15 protein-coding genes and 1 pseudogene are annotated in these 15920 nt (G+C 66.0%); 3 read left to right on the top strand and 13 right to left on the bottom strand.

All coding sequences use genetic code 11. From position 1 onward, the window contains the following. Nucleotides 1–113 precede the first annotated feature (113 nt). From ACVILH_RS15655 to ACVILH_RS15610, 10 genes are all read right to left on the bottom strand, one after another. Nucleotides 114–728: a cysteine hydrolase gene (locus tag ACVILH_RS15655; RefSeq protein WP_456713695.1), complete on the bottom strand. Its 615-nt coding sequence runs from the start codon at nucleotides 726–728 to the stop codon at nucleotides 114–116. After that, entirely contained in the window at nucleotides 725–2782 is a 2058-nt protein-coding gene (locus tag ACVILH_RS15650; protein WP_456713694.1) for a hydantoinase/oxoprolinase family protein, read from the bottom strand. The genes ACVILH_RS15655 and ACVILH_RS15650 overlap by 4 nt, the downstream gene beginning before the upstream one ends. Beyond that, on the bottom strand, nucleotides 2779–4512 hold the full coding sequence (locus tag ACVILH_RS15645; protein WP_456713693.1) for a hydantoinase B/oxoprolinase family protein: 1734 nt from the start codon (nucleotides 4510–4512) through the stop codon (nucleotides 2779–2781). Before ACVILH_RS15645 ends, ACVILH_RS15650 begins: the two co-directional genes overlap by 4 nt. After that, nucleotides 4509–5387, bottom strand: a complete 879-nt coding sequence (locus ACVILH_RS15640) for an isocitrate lyase/PEP mutase family protein (RefSeq protein WP_456713692.1) — start codon at nucleotides 5385–5387, stop codon at nucleotides 4509–4511. The genes ACVILH_RS15645 and ACVILH_RS15640 overlap by 4 nt, the downstream gene beginning before the upstream one ends. Nucleotides 5388–5430: 43 nt before the next feature. Then, nucleotides 5431–6132, bottom strand: a complete 702-nt coding sequence (locus tag ACVILH_RS15635) for an ABC transporter ATP-binding protein (RefSeq protein WP_456713691.1) — start codon at nucleotides 6130–6132, stop codon at nucleotides 5431–5433. After that, nucleotides 6125–6868, bottom strand: a complete 744-nt coding sequence (locus ACVILH_RS15630; protein WP_456713690.1) for an ABC transporter ATP-binding protein — start codon at nucleotides 6866–6868, stop codon at nucleotides 6125–6127. Before ACVILH_RS15630 ends, ACVILH_RS15635 begins: the two co-directional genes overlap by 8 nt. Next, nucleotides 6868–7836, bottom strand: coding sequence for a branched-chain amino acid ABC transporter permease (locus ACVILH_RS15625; RefSeq protein WP_456713689.1), 969 nt, complete (start codon nucleotides 7834–7836; stop codon nucleotides 6868–6870). Before ACVILH_RS15625 ends, ACVILH_RS15630 begins: the two co-directional genes overlap by 1 nt. After that, nucleotides 7833–8705, bottom strand: a complete 873-nt coding sequence (locus ACVILH_RS15620; RefSeq protein WP_434918304.1) for an ABC transporter permease subunit — start codon at nucleotides 8703–8705, stop codon at nucleotides 7833–7835. The genes ACVILH_RS15625 and ACVILH_RS15620 overlap by 4 nt, the downstream gene beginning before the upstream one ends. Nucleotides 8706–9013: 308 nt before the next feature. After that, the gene (locus tag ACVILH_RS15615; RefSeq protein ID WP_456713688.1) at nucleotides 9014–10237 is read right to left on the bottom strand and encodes an ABC transporter substrate-binding protein; all 1224 of its coding nucleotides are present in this window, start codon (nucleotides 10235–10237) and stop codon (nucleotides 9014–9016) included. Next, the gene (locus ACVILH_RS15610; protein ID WP_456713687.1) at nucleotides 10234–11058 is read right to left on the bottom strand and encodes a GntR family transcriptional regulator; all 825 of its coding nucleotides are present in this window, start codon (nucleotides 11056–11058) and stop codon (nucleotides 10234–10236) included. The genes ACVILH_RS15615 and ACVILH_RS15610 overlap by 4 nt, the downstream gene beginning before the upstream one ends. 353 nt (nucleotides 11059–11411) lie before the next feature. On the opposite strand from ACVILH_RS15610, the gene leuC reads away from it, so the two are divergent. Together leuC and leuD are read left to right on the top strand one after the other, a co-directional pair. Beyond that, nucleotides 11412–12833, top strand: a complete 1422-nt coding sequence (leuC, locus tag ACVILH_RS15605) for a 3-isopropylmalate dehydratase large subunit (protein ID WP_456713686.1) — start codon at nucleotides 11412–11414, stop codon at nucleotides 12831–12833. Further along, nucleotides 12830–13450, top strand: a complete 621-nt coding sequence (gene leuD / locus ACVILH_RS15600) for a 3-isopropylmalate dehydratase small subunit (RefSeq protein ID WP_456713685.1) — start codon at nucleotides 12830–12832, stop codon at nucleotides 13448–13450. The genes leuC and leuD overlap by 4 nt, the downstream gene beginning before the upstream one ends. A 186-nt stretch (nucleotides 13451–13636) precedes the next feature. Here the strand turns inward: leuD and ACVILH_RS15595 are convergent, their stop codons facing one another. Next, the gene (locus ACVILH_RS15595; protein WP_456713684.1) at nucleotides 13637–14137 is read right to left on the bottom strand and encodes a ferritin-like domain-containing protein; all 501 of its coding nucleotides are present in this window, start codon (nucleotides 14135–14137) and stop codon (nucleotides 13637–13639) included. Between the two features lie 187 nt (nucleotides 14138–14324). Here ACVILH_RS15595 and ACVILH_RS15590 point away from each other — a divergent pair, with 187 nt between their 5' ends. Continuing rightward, complete coding sequence (locus ACVILH_RS15590) at nucleotides 14325–14483, top strand: hypothetical protein (protein WP_456713683.1); 159 nt, start codon at nucleotides 14325–14327, stop codon at nucleotides 14481–14483. Nucleotides 14484–14510: 27 nt separating this feature from the next. Here the strand turns inward: ACVILH_RS15590 and ACVILH_RS15585 are convergent, their stop codons facing one another. Together ACVILH_RS15585 and ACVILH_RS15580 are read right to left on the bottom strand one after the other, a co-directional pair. Then, nucleotides 14511–14744, bottom strand: a complete 234-nt coding sequence (locus tag ACVILH_RS15585) for a hypothetical protein (RefSeq protein WP_456713682.1) — start codon at nucleotides 14742–14744, stop codon at nucleotides 14511–14513. Between the two features lie 203 nt (nucleotides 14745–14947). Continuing rightward, a pseudogene (locus tag ACVILH_RS15580) lies at nucleotides 14948–15817 on the bottom strand (peptidase dimerization domain-containing protein). Between the last annotated feature and the right edge of the window lie 103 nt (nucleotides 15818–15920).

The raw sequence follows: 15920 nt of genomic DNA, 5'->3' as shown, positions 1-15920 counted from the left end.
CAGGACGAGGACTTTGGTTGCGGCGGTACTATCACCCCTCATGGTGAGGAGCGCCGTCTTCGGCGCGTCTCGAACCATGAGGCCCCGCAGGTGCCCGTCCAAGGCGACTTGCTTCATGACGCCGCCAGCTCCGTCGTCGCCTCCGCGACCGAGGTCACACGGCACACCGGCTTCAGCGCCGCGATCGCGGCGGCATGCGTCTCCGCGGTGAACGCGGCGCAGCCGTCTTCCAGCACCACCGTCTCGAAATCGCGGATATGCGCATCGCGCACGGTCGAGGCCACGCCGCCATTGGTGACGATGCCCGCGACATAGAGCTTCTCGATGCCGCATTTGCGCAGCACCCATTCGAGACGGGTCATGTAGAACGCGGAGTACGCGATCTTCTCGATCGTGACATCGGCCGGCTGCAGCAGGTCGACGAGCTGATGGCCCCAGGCGCCCGGCAGGAAATCGCCCTTGGCGAGGAACGGCCGCAGTTGCTTCAGATGCGGCGAGATCATCGGTTCGCCACCCTTGCCGGGCACCAGCGTGAACTGCGTCGAGATCACGAAGCCGCCCTTGGATCGCATGAGATCCGCGAACGGCTTCAGCCGCGGCGGCAGTGCCGCGATATCGGCCGCCGTCTGGCCGGCGCGGCCATAGGCGCCCTTGGGATCGAGGAAATCGTTCTGCAGATCGACGATCAGCAGCGCGCTCTGCGCGACGGGAATGTTGTGATCGCTCATATCAGCTCCACGATGACGTTGCCGAACTGGTCCACCCGCGCCTTGAACCCGGGCGCGATCACCGTTGTCGCATCCGGCTGCTCGAGGATCGCGGGGCCCGCGACCTCGGTGGCGACGGGCAGATCGAGACGCGCGTAGATCGCCGTGTCCCACCATTGGCCGTCGAACCAGACGTTGCGGCTGCCGAGCCTCGCCTTGGCGAGATCGGCGCTGCTGTCAGGCGCAAGCGTTGCGAGGTCGAAGCGCGGGCGCACGCCGATCGCCGCGGTGCGCAGGTTCACGATCTTGATCGGCACGCCCGGCAACAGTCGGCTGAAGCTCTTCTGATACGCGGTCTCGAACGCCTTGCGCACATCCTCGACCGTCAATGCGATGGCGCCGTCGCGGATCTCCGCCGGCAGGGTCGCGCGGATGGTGTGGGTCTGGCCGACATAGTGCATGTCGAGCTCGAACAGCGTGGCGATGCGCTCGACCGCGAGCCGTGCGTCCTTGACCACGCCCTGCGCATGCGCGGCTTCGGAGAGCATCCAGCGCGTCAGCGCCGCGATGTCGAGGCCGTCGACGAACATGTTGAGCGTCTGCACCTGGTCGTGGCGGATGTCGGCGATGACGCAGCCGAGCGCCGAGGTGACGCCGGGATAGCGCGGCACCAGGGCCGCCTTCAGCCCGACATCCTTGATCAGCGCCGAGACGTGCAGCGCGCCGCCGCCGCCGAACGGCACGGCCGCGAAGCGCGCCGGATCATGGCCGCGCTCGATCGACATCAGCCTGATGGCGCCGGCCATCTTGCTGTCGGCGATGCGCACGATGGCTTCCGCCGCTTCCATCACGCCAAGGCCCAGCGGCTCGCCGACATGCTTGGCGATGGCGCGCTTGGCCGCCTCGACATCGAGAGCGGTCAGCTTGCCGCCGATCGGCCTGTCCGCATTGATGCGGCCGAGCACGACGTTCGCGTCGGTGAGCGTCGGCCGCTCGTTGCCGCCGCCATAGCACACCGGCCCCGGCCGCGAGCCGGCGCTCTCCGGGCCGACCTGCAGCAGGCCGCCGGCATCGACATGGGCGATCGAGCCGCCGCCGGCGCCGATGGTCGTGATCTCGATCATCGGCGTGCGCACGACGAGGCCGAAATCGATCGTGGTCTGCGCCGCCAGCGAGGTCGCGCCGTCGACCACCAGCGACACGTCGAACGAGGTGCCGCCAAGATCGCCGGTGATGACGTTGGGGAAGCCGGCGGCCTTGGCGATCTCCGCCGCCGCAATCACGCCGGCCGCAGGACCTGACAGCGCGGTGCGGATCGGGAAGCGCCGCGCAGCATCGGTCGACATCACGCCGCCATTGGACTGCACGATGTGGAAGCGGCCGTCGAACGCCTCGCCAGTGAGCGCGTTCTGCAGCTTCTGCAGATAGGACCCAACCACCGGCTGCAGATAGGCGTTGAGCGCGGTCGTCGAGGTCCGTTCGAACTCGCGGATCTCCGGCAGGATCTGGCTGGAGCACGCGACATTGTCGTTCGGCCAGATCGCCTGCACGGCTTCGAGTGCGCGGCGCTCATTGTCCGGATTGGCGAAGGCATTGACGAACACGATCGCCAGCGCTTGCGCGCCTTTGGCAAGCAAATCCTGCGCGGTCGCCTTCACCTGCTCAATATCGATAGCTGTGCGGATCGTGCCGTCCGACAGCACGCGCTCATCGACCTCGGCGCGCATGTCGCGCTCCACCACGGGCACGAAGTCGCCCCACAGGCCCCAGGTGTTGCGGCGGTCGCGGCGGCGCATCTCCAGCACGTCGCGGAAGCCTGATGTGGTGATCAGGCCGATGCGCGCGCCCTTGCGTTCCAAGAGCGCGTTGGTGCCGACGGTCGTGCCATGCACGATCGAGGTGAGATGCGAGACCGCGCCGAAGCCCTGCAGGCCTTCGAGGAATCCGACGGCTTCGTCGCCGCGGTTCGACGGCACCTTGTTGGTGCGGAAGCTGCGCTTCGTCTCGTCGAAGTAGAAGAGATCGGTGAAGGTGCCGCCGACGTCGACGCCGACGATGGTGCCGAGCTTGCTCATGCCGCACCTCCGGCGCGGAGCGTGCGCGTCGCGGCCTCGTCGACCGCGCCATCAGCCGACACGGCAACCTTGTAGACGTCGCGCGCCTGCGTCGGCGAGACGAAGCCGAGCGCGACGTCGTGGGCGACATCGGCGACGGGCCGCGCCTGCGGCGGGCCCCAGCCGCCGCCGCCGGGTGTCTCCAGCCGCACGCGCTTGCCGGCCTTCAAATGCAGATCGGTGATCTTGGACACCATCGGCGGGCTCGCCTCGCCCTGCTCCGTCTGCCAGGCGAAATGATTGAGCGCAGCACTACCACCGCCAGCGACGCCGAACGGCGCCGCCTTGCCGCGCTCGCCGAGCAGCGCGACGTCGGCATCGGCCAGCAGCTCGACCTCATAGACGGCACCGACGCCGCCGCGATGCGTGCCGGCACCGGCGGAATCCGGGCGCAACGCCCATTGCGTGAACATGACGGGATAGGCTGCTTCGAGGATTTCCACGGGCGGAATGGTCGCGGTCGAGATCGGGTTGTTGGCATGGTTGAGGCCGTCGCTGGCGGGATTGCCACCGAGGCCGCCGCCGAAGAACGAGAACATCACGAAACGGCTGTTGTCCTTGCGATGGCCGGCGATCGATAGCGCATTGATGGTGCCGAACGGCGCGGCGGTGGCGCGCGACGGATCGGCCTTGGCGAGCGCGCCGAGCACGACGCCGATCAAGCGCAGGATGGTCTCGGTATAGCCCGCGACCGGCTTCGGCGGCCCTGCGGCGAGTAGCGAGCCGTCTGTGATGTTGAACGAGATCGGCCGCAGACAGCCGGCATTGGCCGGCACCTCGGTGAACACATGCTTCAGCGCGACGTAGCAGGCCGCGATCGTGGTCGAGCGCGAGATGTTGATCGGGCCCTTGCAGGCCGCCGACGAGCGGGTGAAGTCGAGCGTCAGCGTGTCGCCGGCAATGGTGACATCGAGCGCGACGGTCAGCGGCACATCGACGATGCCGTCATTGTCGAGCACGTCCTCGAACGAATAGGTGCCGTCGGGCAGCGAGGCGATCGCGGCGCGCATCAGGGTCTCGGCACGATCGGAGAACGCCTCGAACGCGTTTGAGACAGTCTGATCGCCGTAATCGTCGAGCAGCGCGCGCAGTCGGCGCTCGCCGAGATCGAGCGCGTTGAGCTGGCCGTTGAGGTCGCCCCAGTTCGACATCGGCACGCGCGAATTGGCTTCGATGATGCCGAGGATGTCGTGGTTCATGCGCCCGGCCGCGATCAGCTTCACGGGGGGAATGCGCATGCCTTCCTGGAAACTCTCGACCGCCTTCGGGTTGTAGCCGCCGGCGACATTGCCGCCGATGTCGAGCCAGTGCCCGACCGAGGCGATCCAGCAGAACACGCCGCCGTTTCGGAACACCGGACGCACCAGGCGGAAATCGTTGAGATGCGTGCCACCGTCATAGGGATCGTTGAAGATGAAGGTGTCGCCCTCCTCTAACCCGCCCTCCTTCTCGACCTTGGCGATGACGGCGCGCACGGCAAAGGCCATCGCGCCGACGAAGATCGGGAGGCCGCCCTGCCCCTGCACCAGCGTATCGCCTGTCGTCGCGTGATAGATGCCGTGGCAGGCGTCGCGCGCCTCGGCGATGGTCGGGTTGAACGCGGAGCGATAGAGCGTCGCGTCCATCTCGTCGGCGATTTGCTCCAACCGTCCCTTCAGAACGGCGAGCGTGATCGGATCCAAGCTGGTCATGCCCAGGTCCCCTCGTCATCAGCCGCGTAGCGGGCGCCATTGGCCAGGATATCGGCCGTGCCGAGCATCGCGTTGAGGCCGGCGAAATCGAGCATGCGGTCGGCGAACGGCTTGGTCGAGCCGGCCTGCGCCAGCGACTGATAGTAGGCCCGCGCCGAGAAGGCGAGCGCGCGCACGATGCCGCCGGGGAAGATCACGAGCTTGAAGCCGAGCGCGCCGAGCTCTGATGCTGCATGGATCGGCGTCGAGCCGCCCTCGACCATATTGGCGAGCAGCGGCCGCTTCGAGGCCAGCCGGCCTGCGATCGCTGACAGTTGCTCATTGCTCTTCGGGGCCTCGACGAAGAGCACGTCGGCGCCGGCCTCGGCATAGCGCTCGGCGCGTTCGATCGCGGCCTCCATGCCATCGATCGCCAGCGCATCGGTGCGCGCGACGATCAAGGTCTCCGATGACTGGCGCGCATCGAGCGCGGCCTTGATCTTGCCGACCATCTCGCTGGCGCTGATCACGGCCTTGTCGGTCAGATGGCCGCAGCGCTTCGGCGTGGTCTGGTCTTCGAGCTGAATGGCGGAGGCGCCCATGCGCTCGAACAGCCGGATCGTCCGCTGCACGTTGAGCGCATTGCCGAAGCCGGTGTCGCCGTCGACGACGAGCGGGGTGTCGACGCGGTCGCGGATCATGGCGATGGTGTCGGCGACCTCCATCATCGACACCAGCCCGATGTCGGGCCGGCCGAGCTTGGTATAGGCGATGCCGGCGCCGGTCAGATACAGCGCCTTGAAGCCGGCCTCAGCGGCGATGCTCGCGGTCAGCGCGTCGTACACGCCGGGCGCGATCGTCGGCTCGGCTGATGCCAGAGTGGATCTCAGGCTCATTGTCGTTTCCTTGTTTGTCTCAAACCATTCGCTGAAGCTGATGTCACAGACCGAGATAGGCGCGCTTCAGTTCGGCATTCGATTTCAGCTCGGACGCCTGGCCGGAAAGCGTGATGATGCCGTTCTCCATGATGTAGGCGCGGCCGGCGAGTTCGAGCGACTGCACGACGTTCTGCTCCACCAGCATGATGGCGAGGCCTGAGGCCGCGAGCCGCGCGATCAGCGCGAACATCTCCTCCACCATCAGCGGCGACAGGCCGAGCGACGGCTCGTCGAGGATGAGTAGCTTCGGCTCGCCCATCAGGCCGCGACCGATCGCCAGCATCTGCTGCTCGCCGCCGGACAGCGTGCCGGCATATTGCCGCGCGCGCTGCTTCAGCTTCGGGAAGGTCGCGTAGATCTGCTCGATGCGCTCGGCACGCCCGCGCCGCGGCCTGCAATACGCGCCGAGTTCGAGGTTCTCGCGCACCGACAGATTGGGGAAGATCTTGCGGCCCTCGGGCACATGGATCAGGCCGGCGGTGACGATGTCGGGCGCCGCCGCATGCTCCAGCGCAGCACCGTTGAAGCGGATTGTGCCGGCCGTGGCAGGTACGATGCCAGAGAGCACCTTGTTCAAGGTCGTCTTGCCGACGCCGTTGGAGCCGAGCACGGCGACGACCTCGCCGGCGTTGACGTCGAAACTGACGCCGCGCAGCACTTCCGTTCCGCCGTAGCCGGCGCGGAGATCGCGGACCTCAAGCATCGGCCTGCTCCGCGCGCAGACGTTCGGCCGCGCCATGGCCGAGATAGGCCTCGATCACTTGGGGATCCTCACACACGGCCCTCGGCTCGCCCTCGGCGATCATGCGTCCCTGCGACAGCACATAGACCTTGTCGCAGAGATTCATCACGGCCTGCATGATGTGCTCGATCATCAGGATGGTGACGCCCTGGTCGCGGATGTCGCGCACCAGCGGCAGCACGTCGCGGATCTCGGACGGGTTGAGACCTGCCAGCACCTCGTCGAGCAGCAGCAGCTTCGGCCTGGTTGCGAGCGCGCGCGCCACTTCGAGACGCTTGCGGCCGGCGACGGTGAGATCGGACGACGCCTTGGCGAGGTCGGCGCCGAGGCCGACGCGCTTGGCGATGTCTGCGGCCTGCGCCATAGCCTCCTTGGCATCCGGCGTATGCAGATAGGCGCCGACGGCGATGTTCTCCTGCACGTTCAGGCCTTCGAACGGCTGCACGATCTGGAAGGTGCGCGCGATGCCCTGCCGTGCCCTGACATGCGGCGCAAGCTGCGTGATGTCGCGGCCGTCATAGTTGACGCTGCCGCCATCCGGCTGCAGGAAGCCAGCGACCATCGCGAACAGCGTGGTCTTGCCGGCGCCGTTGGGGCCGATCAGGCCGGTGATCGAGCCCTTGGCAACCGACAGCGAGGCCTGGTCGACCGCGACGAGGCCGGAGAAGCGCTTGGTGAGGGATTTGACCTCGAGCATCACGCCTCCTTCGCCTTCGGCGCGCGCAGGCCGAGGCTCTTCATCAGCATGACCAGGCCGTTCGGCGAGAATGCCACCGACAGCACCAGGATGACGCCGAACACCAGCAGGTCCATGCCGGGAATGCCGCCGGAGACGCTCTTGGTGAGCTCGCCGAGTCCGAGCAGCACGATCGCGCCGACCAGTGGCCCGAGCACGGTGCCGGAGCCGCCGACGATGGCTGCGAACAGCGCCTCGATCGAGATCCACGAGCCGAACGCGACATTGGCGTCGATGAACAGGTAGTTCTGCGCATAGAGACAGCCCGCGGCGGCGGTCAGCGCGCCGGAGATCGCGATCGCCTTCATCTTCACCGCGAACACGTTGACGCCGAGCGCCTGCGCCGCCTGCTCGTTCTCGCGCAGCGCGACGAGATAGGCGCCGAAGCGCGAATGTTCCAGCCACCAGCTGACGAGAAGGCCGATGGCGACGAAGCCGAGCGCGATCAGCAGGAAATAGCGGCGATCGGCGAATTGCAGGTACGGCAGGCCCGGCTGCAGCTTCAGCAGGATGCCGGCGGCGCCGCCGGTGAAATCGGTGCTGTTGGCGAGGATGCGGGCAACCTCGGCGAAGGCCAAGGTGATCAGCGCGAAATACGAGCCTTTCAGGCCGGAGCGGAAGCTGAGGAAACCGATGACAGCGCCGACCAGCGCGCCCAACGCGATGCCGATGACGAGCGCAATCCAGGCATTGACGCCGAAGCGGGTCTGCAGCACGGCCATCGCATAGGCGCCGGCACCGAAGAATGCGGCGTGGCCGAACGACGACAGGCCGGCATAGCCGCCGAGGATGTTCCAGCCCTGCGCCGCCAAGGCGATGATCATCATGAAGATCATCAGGTTCAAGAGCGCGCCGGACAGGCCAAGGAACGGGACCACGGCGAGTGCTGCGACGATGATGACGAGAGTGGTGAGACGCGGCCTGGTCATGCGCGCGCGCCGAACAGGCCGGTCGGGCGCACCAGCAATGTGACGATGAAGATCAGGAAGATGCCGATCTGGCCGAGGCTGTCGCCGAGGAACAGGCTGGACGCCGCCTCGACGACACCGATCAGCAGCCCGCCGATCAGCGCGCCGGGGATCGAGCCCATGCCGCCGAGCACGACGATGGTGAAGGCGACCAGCACGAAGGCCGCGCCGGTCTTCGGGCTGACATAGAACGACGGCATCAGCAGGCCCGCGGCGACGGCGAGACAGGCGCAGCCGATCGCAAAGGTCATGGCGTAGACATGCGGCACGCTGATGCCGACGAGGGCGGCGCCGAGCTTCTCCTTCGCGACTGCGCGGATCGCCTTGCCGATGTCGGTCTGGTGCAGCACCAGCCAGAGCAGCAGCGTCGTGGCGATGGTGACGCCGAAGCCGACGACGCGGGGGAACGACAGCAGGAGCGGGCCGAGCTCGACGACGCGGAACGAGTAGTCCGTGGTGATGGTGCGGGTGTCGGACTGGAACGCAGCGAGCAGCGCGTTCTCGATGATGATCGACAGACCCAGAGTAACCAAGAGGATGCCGTTGTCCTTGCCGTGGCTCGCCGGGCCGATGATGAAGCGCTGCAGGGCGTAACCGAGCGCGAACATGAAGGGCGCGACGAACAGGATCGCGAGATAGGGATCCATGCCGTAGCGGGCGCAGGCCAGCCACACCATGAACATCGCCACCGTCAGCAGCGCGCCGTGGGCGAAATTCACGATGTGCAGCACGCCGTAGATCAGGGTCAGGCCAAGCGCGATCAAGGCATAGATCGCACCCAGCATCAGTCCGTTCAACAGCGCCTCCACGACGATCTGGGGCGAATACATCATATCCTCAAGTTCAGCGGACGCTGCGAGCGACCCGCTTTTGATTCGTACGCGACCCGTTCGCCGCTGGCTCGGTCTTCGCCTCTCCCCGCGTGCGGGGAGATGCCGGATTGCATCGAAGATGCAATCCGGGTGAGGGGGGCTTTCGGCACGGTCGGTGGGTGTGGCTGCCCCTCACCCCGACCCTCTCCCCGTGAAGAACGGGGAGAGGGAGCACACCGATCGTGGTGCAAAATGCTCGAACTCAGCGAACAGGAACAGCTACAATCCAGAGACTGCGGGCTGTCCTCTCAAGCCCCCTACCCCGATCACCCGTTGATCGGGAACACCGGCTTGGCGTCGGCATACTCCGACGGGTAGATCACCTTGATGTCCTTGCCCTGGACCTGCGTGTTCAGCGGCAGCGCGCTGGTGTTCTGCCCCTTGGCGTCGAACTTGGTCTTGCCGTAGGGCATCACGCCGCTGTCGAACTCGTTCGCTGCCAACGCCTCGATGATCTTGGCGCGGTCGGCGCTGCCGGCCTTCTCGACGGCCTGGGCGAACACCTTCACCAGCGAATAGTTGATCGGCGTGTTGTAGGCGTAGAACTTGCCGGCGGCGGTCACGGTCTCGCGCAGCTTGGCGGTGATCGGGCTCTTGGGATCGCCCCAGTGATTGCAGTCCATCACGCCCTGGGCGGCCTCGGGGAATTCGTTGACGAAGCGATAGCTCGACGCGGCGCCGCCGAACACGGCGTAGATGCCTTTCGGGCGCACGCGCTGCTGTTGCAGGGTGCGGGCCATCAGCACGAACTCGTTGAAATAGTGCGACGGCACGATCAAATCGGGATTGAGCGCGCGCAGCCGCAGCACGACGTTGGTCATGTCGCGCGCCGGGGTCGGATGCGCGATGGTCTCGACGATCTGGAAGCCGAGCGGCGGCAGCTTCTCCTGCATGATCTTGGCGAGCCCCGAGCCGAACAGGCCGTCCTCGTGCACGATCGCCACCGTCTTGATCGGCTTGCCGGCATCGTCATTGAGCTTGACGAGGTTCTTCAGCGCGACGGACGTCGCCATGCTGAAGTTCGGATTGAAGCGGAACGTGTTCTTCAGGCCGCGCTCGGTGATGGTATCGGCCACTGCGCAGTCGACGACGAACGGCAGGTCGTAGCGCGACGCGGTCTGCGTCGCGGTCAGCGCGATGCCCGAAGCGAAGCCGCCGAGCACGGCGGCGACGCCGGCCGACTGCAGCTCCTCGGTCGCCTGCGCGCCCGCTTCGGCGTTGGAGCGGCTGTCGCCGATCACGAGCTCGAGCTTGGCGCCGCCGAGCGCCTTGATGCCGCCGGCGTCGTTGATCTCCTTGATCGCGAATTCCGCGCCGATCTTGGCGAGGTCACCATCCAGCGCGAACGCACCGGAGATCGGCTGCAGCAATCCAACTTTGACCGGCGCAGGCTCCGCGCGCAGCAGGCCCGGAGCGGCCAGCATCGAGGTGAGCGCGACACCGCTCTTGAGCACGGTACGGCGTGACAGCGACTTCGAGCCAAGCGTCATGACTTCCCCACTTTCCTGACTGGCGGCCGCCGGCGCGGGCGCTCCCTGCGGTACACCTCAGCGGTCGGGCTCCAGTGCCGGTGCCCTTCGTCGCCCGTCCGTTCGAGGTTCATCTGCAATGTGTAGCGGTCGGGCCGGTAGAGCGCCTGCAGGTGCTCCATCGGCTGGCCGTCCTTGCCGTAGACCGTGCGGCGCAGGGCGACGAGCGGCATGCCGACATCGATGTCGAGCGCCTCGGCCACGTCGGGGCTCGACAGCACGGCGCTGATCTCCTGCCGCGCCGAGGCGCTTGTGAGACCGGAACGCTCGATCAATTCGAGCAGCGGCATGCGCGCGAGATCCTCGCGCGAATAATTGCGGCCGATGCGCTCGGGCACGTTGGCGATGAGATAGGAGAACGGCACGCCATCGACGAGGCGGACGCGCACCGAGCGCTGCGAGCGCTCGTCGGGCGCGAGTTGCAAGGCTTCGCGGATCTGGTCGGACGGCGTGACGTAGTCGAACGACAACAGCCGGACGTCGGTCGTGCGGCCCATCTCGATCAGATGCGCGAACACGTTGGAGACGTCGGCAAGAACGGTGCGAACCTTGGAAGCCGGGCGATGCACGAAGGTGCCGAGCCCGCTCTTCTTCTGAATGAGATCTTCGCCAGCGAGCAGATCGAGCGCCTGACGGATGGTGACGCGGGAGACGCCGTGCTCTTCGGCCAGCGCGAACTCGCCGGGCAGCCGCTCGCCGTCCGCAAGCTCGCCGGATGCGATCTTGTCCTTCAGCAGCAGGTATATCCGTCGTGCCTTCAGTGGCTCGGACGCGGTGCGCAAGGCGGGGAGTCCCGTGGTGACAGAGCTATCTTGCTTCCAATACAGTAGGTGTATAGAAAATATAACAGCTCCGGTCAACGGGCTCCACGACCGTCGCCGGAGCAAGGATCAAGCCATGGGGATCAAGCCATGGGCGGCTTCATCGGAGGATCACGCGATTTGTCGCAGCATCGGCCACTCTCGATCGGCGAGATCACGCGCCGTGCCGGTAGTCCAGGCCGGCGACAACAATGCGCCGCGCACGGCGCTGGAGGCGGTGTATCAGGGACACATGCCGGCGCGCGCCCCCTTCCCTGCGGCGTCGATACGCACGACATGAGAAATGAATTGAGATCGACGGAGGAGGTTCGAACATGAGCGATGCAGCGCGGCAGCCGCGCACGCTGTTCGAGAAGGTATGGGACACCCACGTGGTGACACGCCGCGACGACGGCGCCGAGCTGCTGTATATCGACCGCCACCTCGTGCATGAAGGCTCGTTCCACGCCTTCAACAAGCTGAAGGACAAGGGCGCCCATGTGGGCCGGCCGGATCTGACGATCGGCGTCGCCGATCACTACGTGCCGACCCGCACGCGCGACCTCCGCGAGATCGCGCCCGATATCGCCGGCATGATCCGCCAGCTCGACGATAATTGCCGCGCGAACGACATCCGCCTGTTCGGCTTCGACGATCCGCGCCAGGGCATCGTCCACGTCGTCGGACCGGAGCAAGGCCTGACGCTGCCCGGCCTCACCATGGTCTGCGGCGACAGCCACACCTCGACCCACGGCGCGTTCGGCGCGCTCGCCTTCGGCATCGGCGCCTCCGAAGTCGCGCATGTACTGCTGACGCAGACGCTATGGCAGAAGAGGCCGAAGCAGATGCGCATCACGATCGAGGGTGCCACTGCGCCTGATATCACCGCCAAGGACATCGCGCTGTCGATCATCGCCGCGATCGGGGCCGACGGCGCGCAGGGTCATGCGATCGAATATGCGGGATCAGCGATCCGCGCGTTGTCGATGGAAGGACGGCTGACGCTGTGCAACCTCTCCATCGAGAGCGGCGCGCGCTGCGGCATGATTGCGCCGGACGAGGCCACCTTCGCCTATGTGAACGGGCGGCCCTTCGCGCCGGCGGGCGAGATCCTCGATCGCGCCATCGCCGCCTGGCGCAAGCTCCCGACGGATGCCGACGCGATATTCGATCGCGAGATCCCGCTGCGAGGCATCGACATCGCGCCCACCGTGACCTGGGGCATCAGTCCCGAGGATGCGCTGCCCATCAGCGCCCGCCTGCCGGATCCTGCCGCTGTGGACGATCCCTCGCGCGCGAGCCATGTCCGCGAAGCGCTCGACTACATGGGCCTGACGCCGGGCCAAGCGCTCGACACGATCACCATCGACCGCGTCTTCATCGGCTCTTGCACCAACAGCCGCATCGAGGATCTGCGCGCTGCGGCTGGCGTTCTCGCCGGCCGCAAGGTGCTTGTGCCAGGACTGGTGTCGCCCGGCTCGCATCTCGTCAAGCAGCAGGCCGAGCAGGAAGGCCTCGACCGCGTCTTCATCGACGCCGGCCTCGATTGGGTCGGCTCGGGTTGCTCGATGTGCGTCGGCATGAACGGCGATCTCGTGCCATCAGGCGAGCGCTGCGCGTCGACCACCAACCGCAACTTCAAGGGCCGGCAGGGACCGGGCGCGCGCACCCACCTGATGTCACCCGCCATGGTCGCCGCCGCAGCGGTGACCGGCCATCTGACCGATGTGAGAGCTCTGCTCGGGAGGAAGGCATGACGCCGTTCGATCGTCTCACGACGACAGCCTGCGGGCTGCCGCTCGCCAGCATCGACACCGATCAACTGATTCCCGCGCGCTTCATGAAGCGCTCGCGCGCCGACGGCTACGGCCAATATTTGCTGCACGACCTGCGCTTCGACGAAAGCGGTCAGCCGCGGCCCGACTTCCCGCTCAATGCACCCGGCGCTCGGGATGCCGCCGTGCTGGTCACGCGGCGCAATTTCGGCGCCGGCTCCTCGCGCGAGGCCGCGGTCTATGCGCTGGTCGATTTCGGCTTTCGCTGCGTGATCGCGCCGAGCTTCGGCGACATCTTCGCGTCCAACGCCGTCAACAACGGCCTGCTGCCGGCGAAAGTCAGCGAAGCGGATGCCGAGGAGATCTTGGACCTCATTCAAACGACGGGATCGACGATGACCGTCGATCTCGAGGATTGCCTGATCAGGATCGGCAATCGCAACTATTCGTTCACCATCGATCCGATCTGGCAGCTCAAGCTGCTGAACGGCTGGGATGATCTCGACCTCACGCTGTCGCACAATGGCGATATCGTCGGCTTCGAGGAACGCGACTGGGACGACCGGCCATGGGTCCGGCTTCCGGACCGGGACACCTGACGCCAGGCCTCCGAAAGAAAGAAGCCGCCCGCACATTCAGTGCAGGCGGCCCAAGTCCAGGGAGGAAACGCCCCAAGAAGGGCTGGATTTGGTGTACCCGATCAACCGAGTCGCGGGTATCCGGATGATACCGGAGGTTGCGATCGAGTTGACGGGTTCCCGATCCAGCCTTCGAGATACAATCGATCAGGCCGCCTGCCGCTCCTCGTGCTGGACGAATTGCAGCGTGACCTTCTCGACGTTGGAATCGACCCACTCCGCCATCCGCTCCTCCTCCTGCAGCGACTGCTGCAGCGGGCCACGCGCCTCCTCGACGCCGGCGGCGCCGCAGAGTGCGATCAGCGACTTGTAGGCAGCGATCTCGAAATTCTCGAACGCGTTGTTGGCGAAGGTGTTCTTCAGGATCTCATCGCCGGACATCGCGTGTCCCATGGCCATCATGTTGGCCATCGCCGATTGTGCGGTGTCCTTGAGCGTCGAATTGCTCTCGCCACACGCGTCCAGGCATTGCTCCAGCCGTTGCAGCTGCTGATTTGTCTCCTGCAGATGGCTCTGCAGCCGTGCCTTGACTTCGGGGTAGTCGTCCATCCGCTCGGACTGCCGCTCCATCAACTCCCGCGCCTGGATCTCCATGGCATGGGCGTTGCGGAGGCCGAGGATGAAAATATCTCGCGCTTTGTTGCTCATGTCTCGCGTTCCTCTCTGTCGTAAGTGAAGCGCCATACTGTCCGCACAACCTGTCGCTCCGGCCGAACGTTCCAATCGAACCGTCGCTTCTTTGTCGCATGCACGTGGAGCATCTATTTGGGATGACGCCCCGGTTGGAACGCCTCGCACTGGCTACCGTTCGCCCCCGATGCAGAAGGAGAGCGAAATGGCAGAACAACCGATGCAGGAACGACAGAGTCCATTCGACAAGGAACCGGCCGAAGGCTCGCGCGAGACGATCGACAAGCAGCTGAAGCAACAGGAGCAGACATCGTCACAGGGCACAGCCGATCCGGTCACGGCGCCGACGGAACGCAAGTCCTGATCGGCGCCTGCGGGTTCGGTGCGCCGGTCACCGCCACATCGTCGGCGTGACGAGCCTGGATGTCTCGATGCGCTCTGCGCCCTCATGGTCGTCGCGCGCATCGCTGGCGTCGTGACACTCCGACGTCGATTCGATTGCAGGGAGCTTGTCGAGCTGGATCTCCGGCGCGATCGTCACGGCCGCGGCGCTCTCCGGCGCGCTATGCGCGGCGGCTCCGGCGGAACTCGTCTGATCACGCGGAAGGTCAACGGGGTCGTGCATCTGCCAGCTCCGAGCCCTGAAGCCACGGTTACTAATCCGCATCGAGATTAGGCGATATCAACTGCGTTAATCCATGCGCGATCTCGCCGCGCGTGATCGATTCGGACCGCACCATCAGGGAACGCGGGCTCAATGCCATCGTTTCGTGGCCGCGCGATGACCACATCGGCGGCGCAAAAAATCGTGATGAGCGGCTGCCGGCCTCAGCCGCGGCTCGCGCCGACGCGGTCGAGCACCGCCGCTCCGGTTCGGATTCCGTTATGAAAGCAATCAATTGTCATGTTCTCATTCGGCGCATGGTTGGCCTCGTCGGCATTGCCGTAGGGGACGACGAAGGCGGGCACACCGAGAGTCTTGGTGAAGACGTAGTCCGGCAGGCTGTCCCGGTGCAGGGAAATTCGAGCGGCGTGACGCGCTGGGCCAGCGTGATCTCGTCACGGATGATCGCCGCGAACGGCGAATCGAGCGGCACGCGTGACGGCAGCATGCCGGCGTGAGCGATGAACTCGACCTCGGGTGCATGCTTCTTCACATGTGCCTCGACCTTGGCCAGCACGTCATCCGGCGTCATCGACTCGACCAGACGGATGTCGCACTTCACAAGCGCCTCACAAGGAAGGACAGTCTTGCTGCCCGGTCCGCGATGGCCGCCATGAAAGCCGTTGATGGTCAGCGTCGGATGGAACATCAGCCTTTCGTAGTAGCCGCGTTCAGCCGGCGCGCCGGCTGAGACCGAGGCTCGCTTTGGCGGCGTCGAGATCGAGCGGGTCCGGCGGCTGCACGTCGTAATGGCCATAGAGCAGCACGGTGGGCGCATCCGGCTTCTTGTGCCAGCGCCCCAGCACCATCGGATGACTCGCCGCCGCCACGGTGTCCGCCTCGAGCCCGATCTCCCGCAGCATCCGCACCAGCAGCGCCGCGACCTCGGCGATGCCGATATTGTGCGCGCTGATCGAGGGATGGCGCACATAGTCCATGACGCGCGCGAGGAACTCCTGCCGGTGACCGTCGATATGGGCGAACACCGCATCGAGGCCAGCGGACGGAGATGGCAGGCCGTTCGCGTCGGTCATGCGGTTCGGCTTCCCCTGATCGAGATCAGCAAAGAGAGCCGCCTTGTTCGATCGGAATCATCCAGAAAGCAAATGACGCGCGGAGCGAGCTCCGCGCGTCATC

The sequence above is a fragment of the Bradyrhizobium sp. USDA 4353 genome (assembly GCF_054063215.1).
The sequence above is the reverse complement of the archived record's forward strand: the minus strand, read 5'-3'. Positions and strand labels throughout refer to the sequence as shown.

Coding starts and splice junctions, on each gene's coding strand:
- ACVILH_RS15640 (WP_456713692.1), bottom strand. CDS start 5,387: ATGAGCCTGAGATCCACTCTGGCATCAGCCGAGCCGACGATCGCGCCC.
- ACVILH_RS15645 (WP_456713693.1), bottom strand. CDS start 4,512: ATGACCAGCTTGGATCCGATCACGCTCGCCGTTCTGAAGGGACGGTTG.
- ACVILH_RS15630 (WP_456713690.1), bottom strand. CDS start 6,868: ATGCTCGAGGTCAAATCCCTCACCAAGCGCTTCTCCGGCCTCGTCGCG.
- leuC (WP_456713686.1), top strand. CDS start 11,412: ATGAGCGATGCAGCGCGGCAGCCGCGCACGCTGTTCGAGAAGGTATGG.
- ACVILH_RS15625 (WP_456713689.1), bottom strand. CDS start 7,836: ATGACCAGGCCGCGTCTCACCACTCTCGTCATCATCGTCGCAGCACTC.
- ACVILH_RS15615 (WP_456713688.1), bottom strand. CDS start 10,237: ATGACGCTTGGCTCGAAGTCGCTGTCACGCCGTACCGTGCTCAAGAGC.
- ACVILH_RS15585 (WP_456713682.1), bottom strand. CDS start 14,744: ATGCACGACCCCGTTGACCTTCCGCGTGATCAGACGAGTTCCGCCGGA.
- leuD (WP_456713685.1), top strand. CDS start 12,830: ATGACGCCGTTCGATCGTCTCACGACGACAGCCTGCGGGCTGCCGCTC.
- ACVILH_RS15590 (WP_456713683.1), top strand. CDS start 14,325: ATGGCAGAACAACCGATGCAGGAACGACAGAGTCCATTCGACAAGGAA.
- ACVILH_RS15655 (WP_456713695.1), bottom strand. CDS start 728: ATGAGCGATCACAACATTCCCGTCGCGCAGAGCGCGCTGCTGATCGTC.
- ACVILH_RS15620 (WP_434918304.1), bottom strand. CDS start 8,705: ATGTATTCGCCCCAGATCGTCGTGGAGGCGCTGTTGAACGGACTGATG.
- ACVILH_RS15635 (WP_456713691.1), bottom strand. CDS start 6,132: ATGCTTGAGGTCCGCGATCTCCGCGCCGGCTACGGCGGAACGGAAGTG.
- ACVILH_RS15650 (WP_456713694.1), bottom strand. CDS start 2,782: ATGAGCAAGCTCGGCACCATCGTCGGCGTCGACGTCGGCGGCACCTTC.
- ACVILH_RS15595 (WP_456713684.1), bottom strand. CDS start 14,137: ATGAGCAACAAAGCGCGAGATATTTTCATCCTCGGCCTCCGCAACGCC.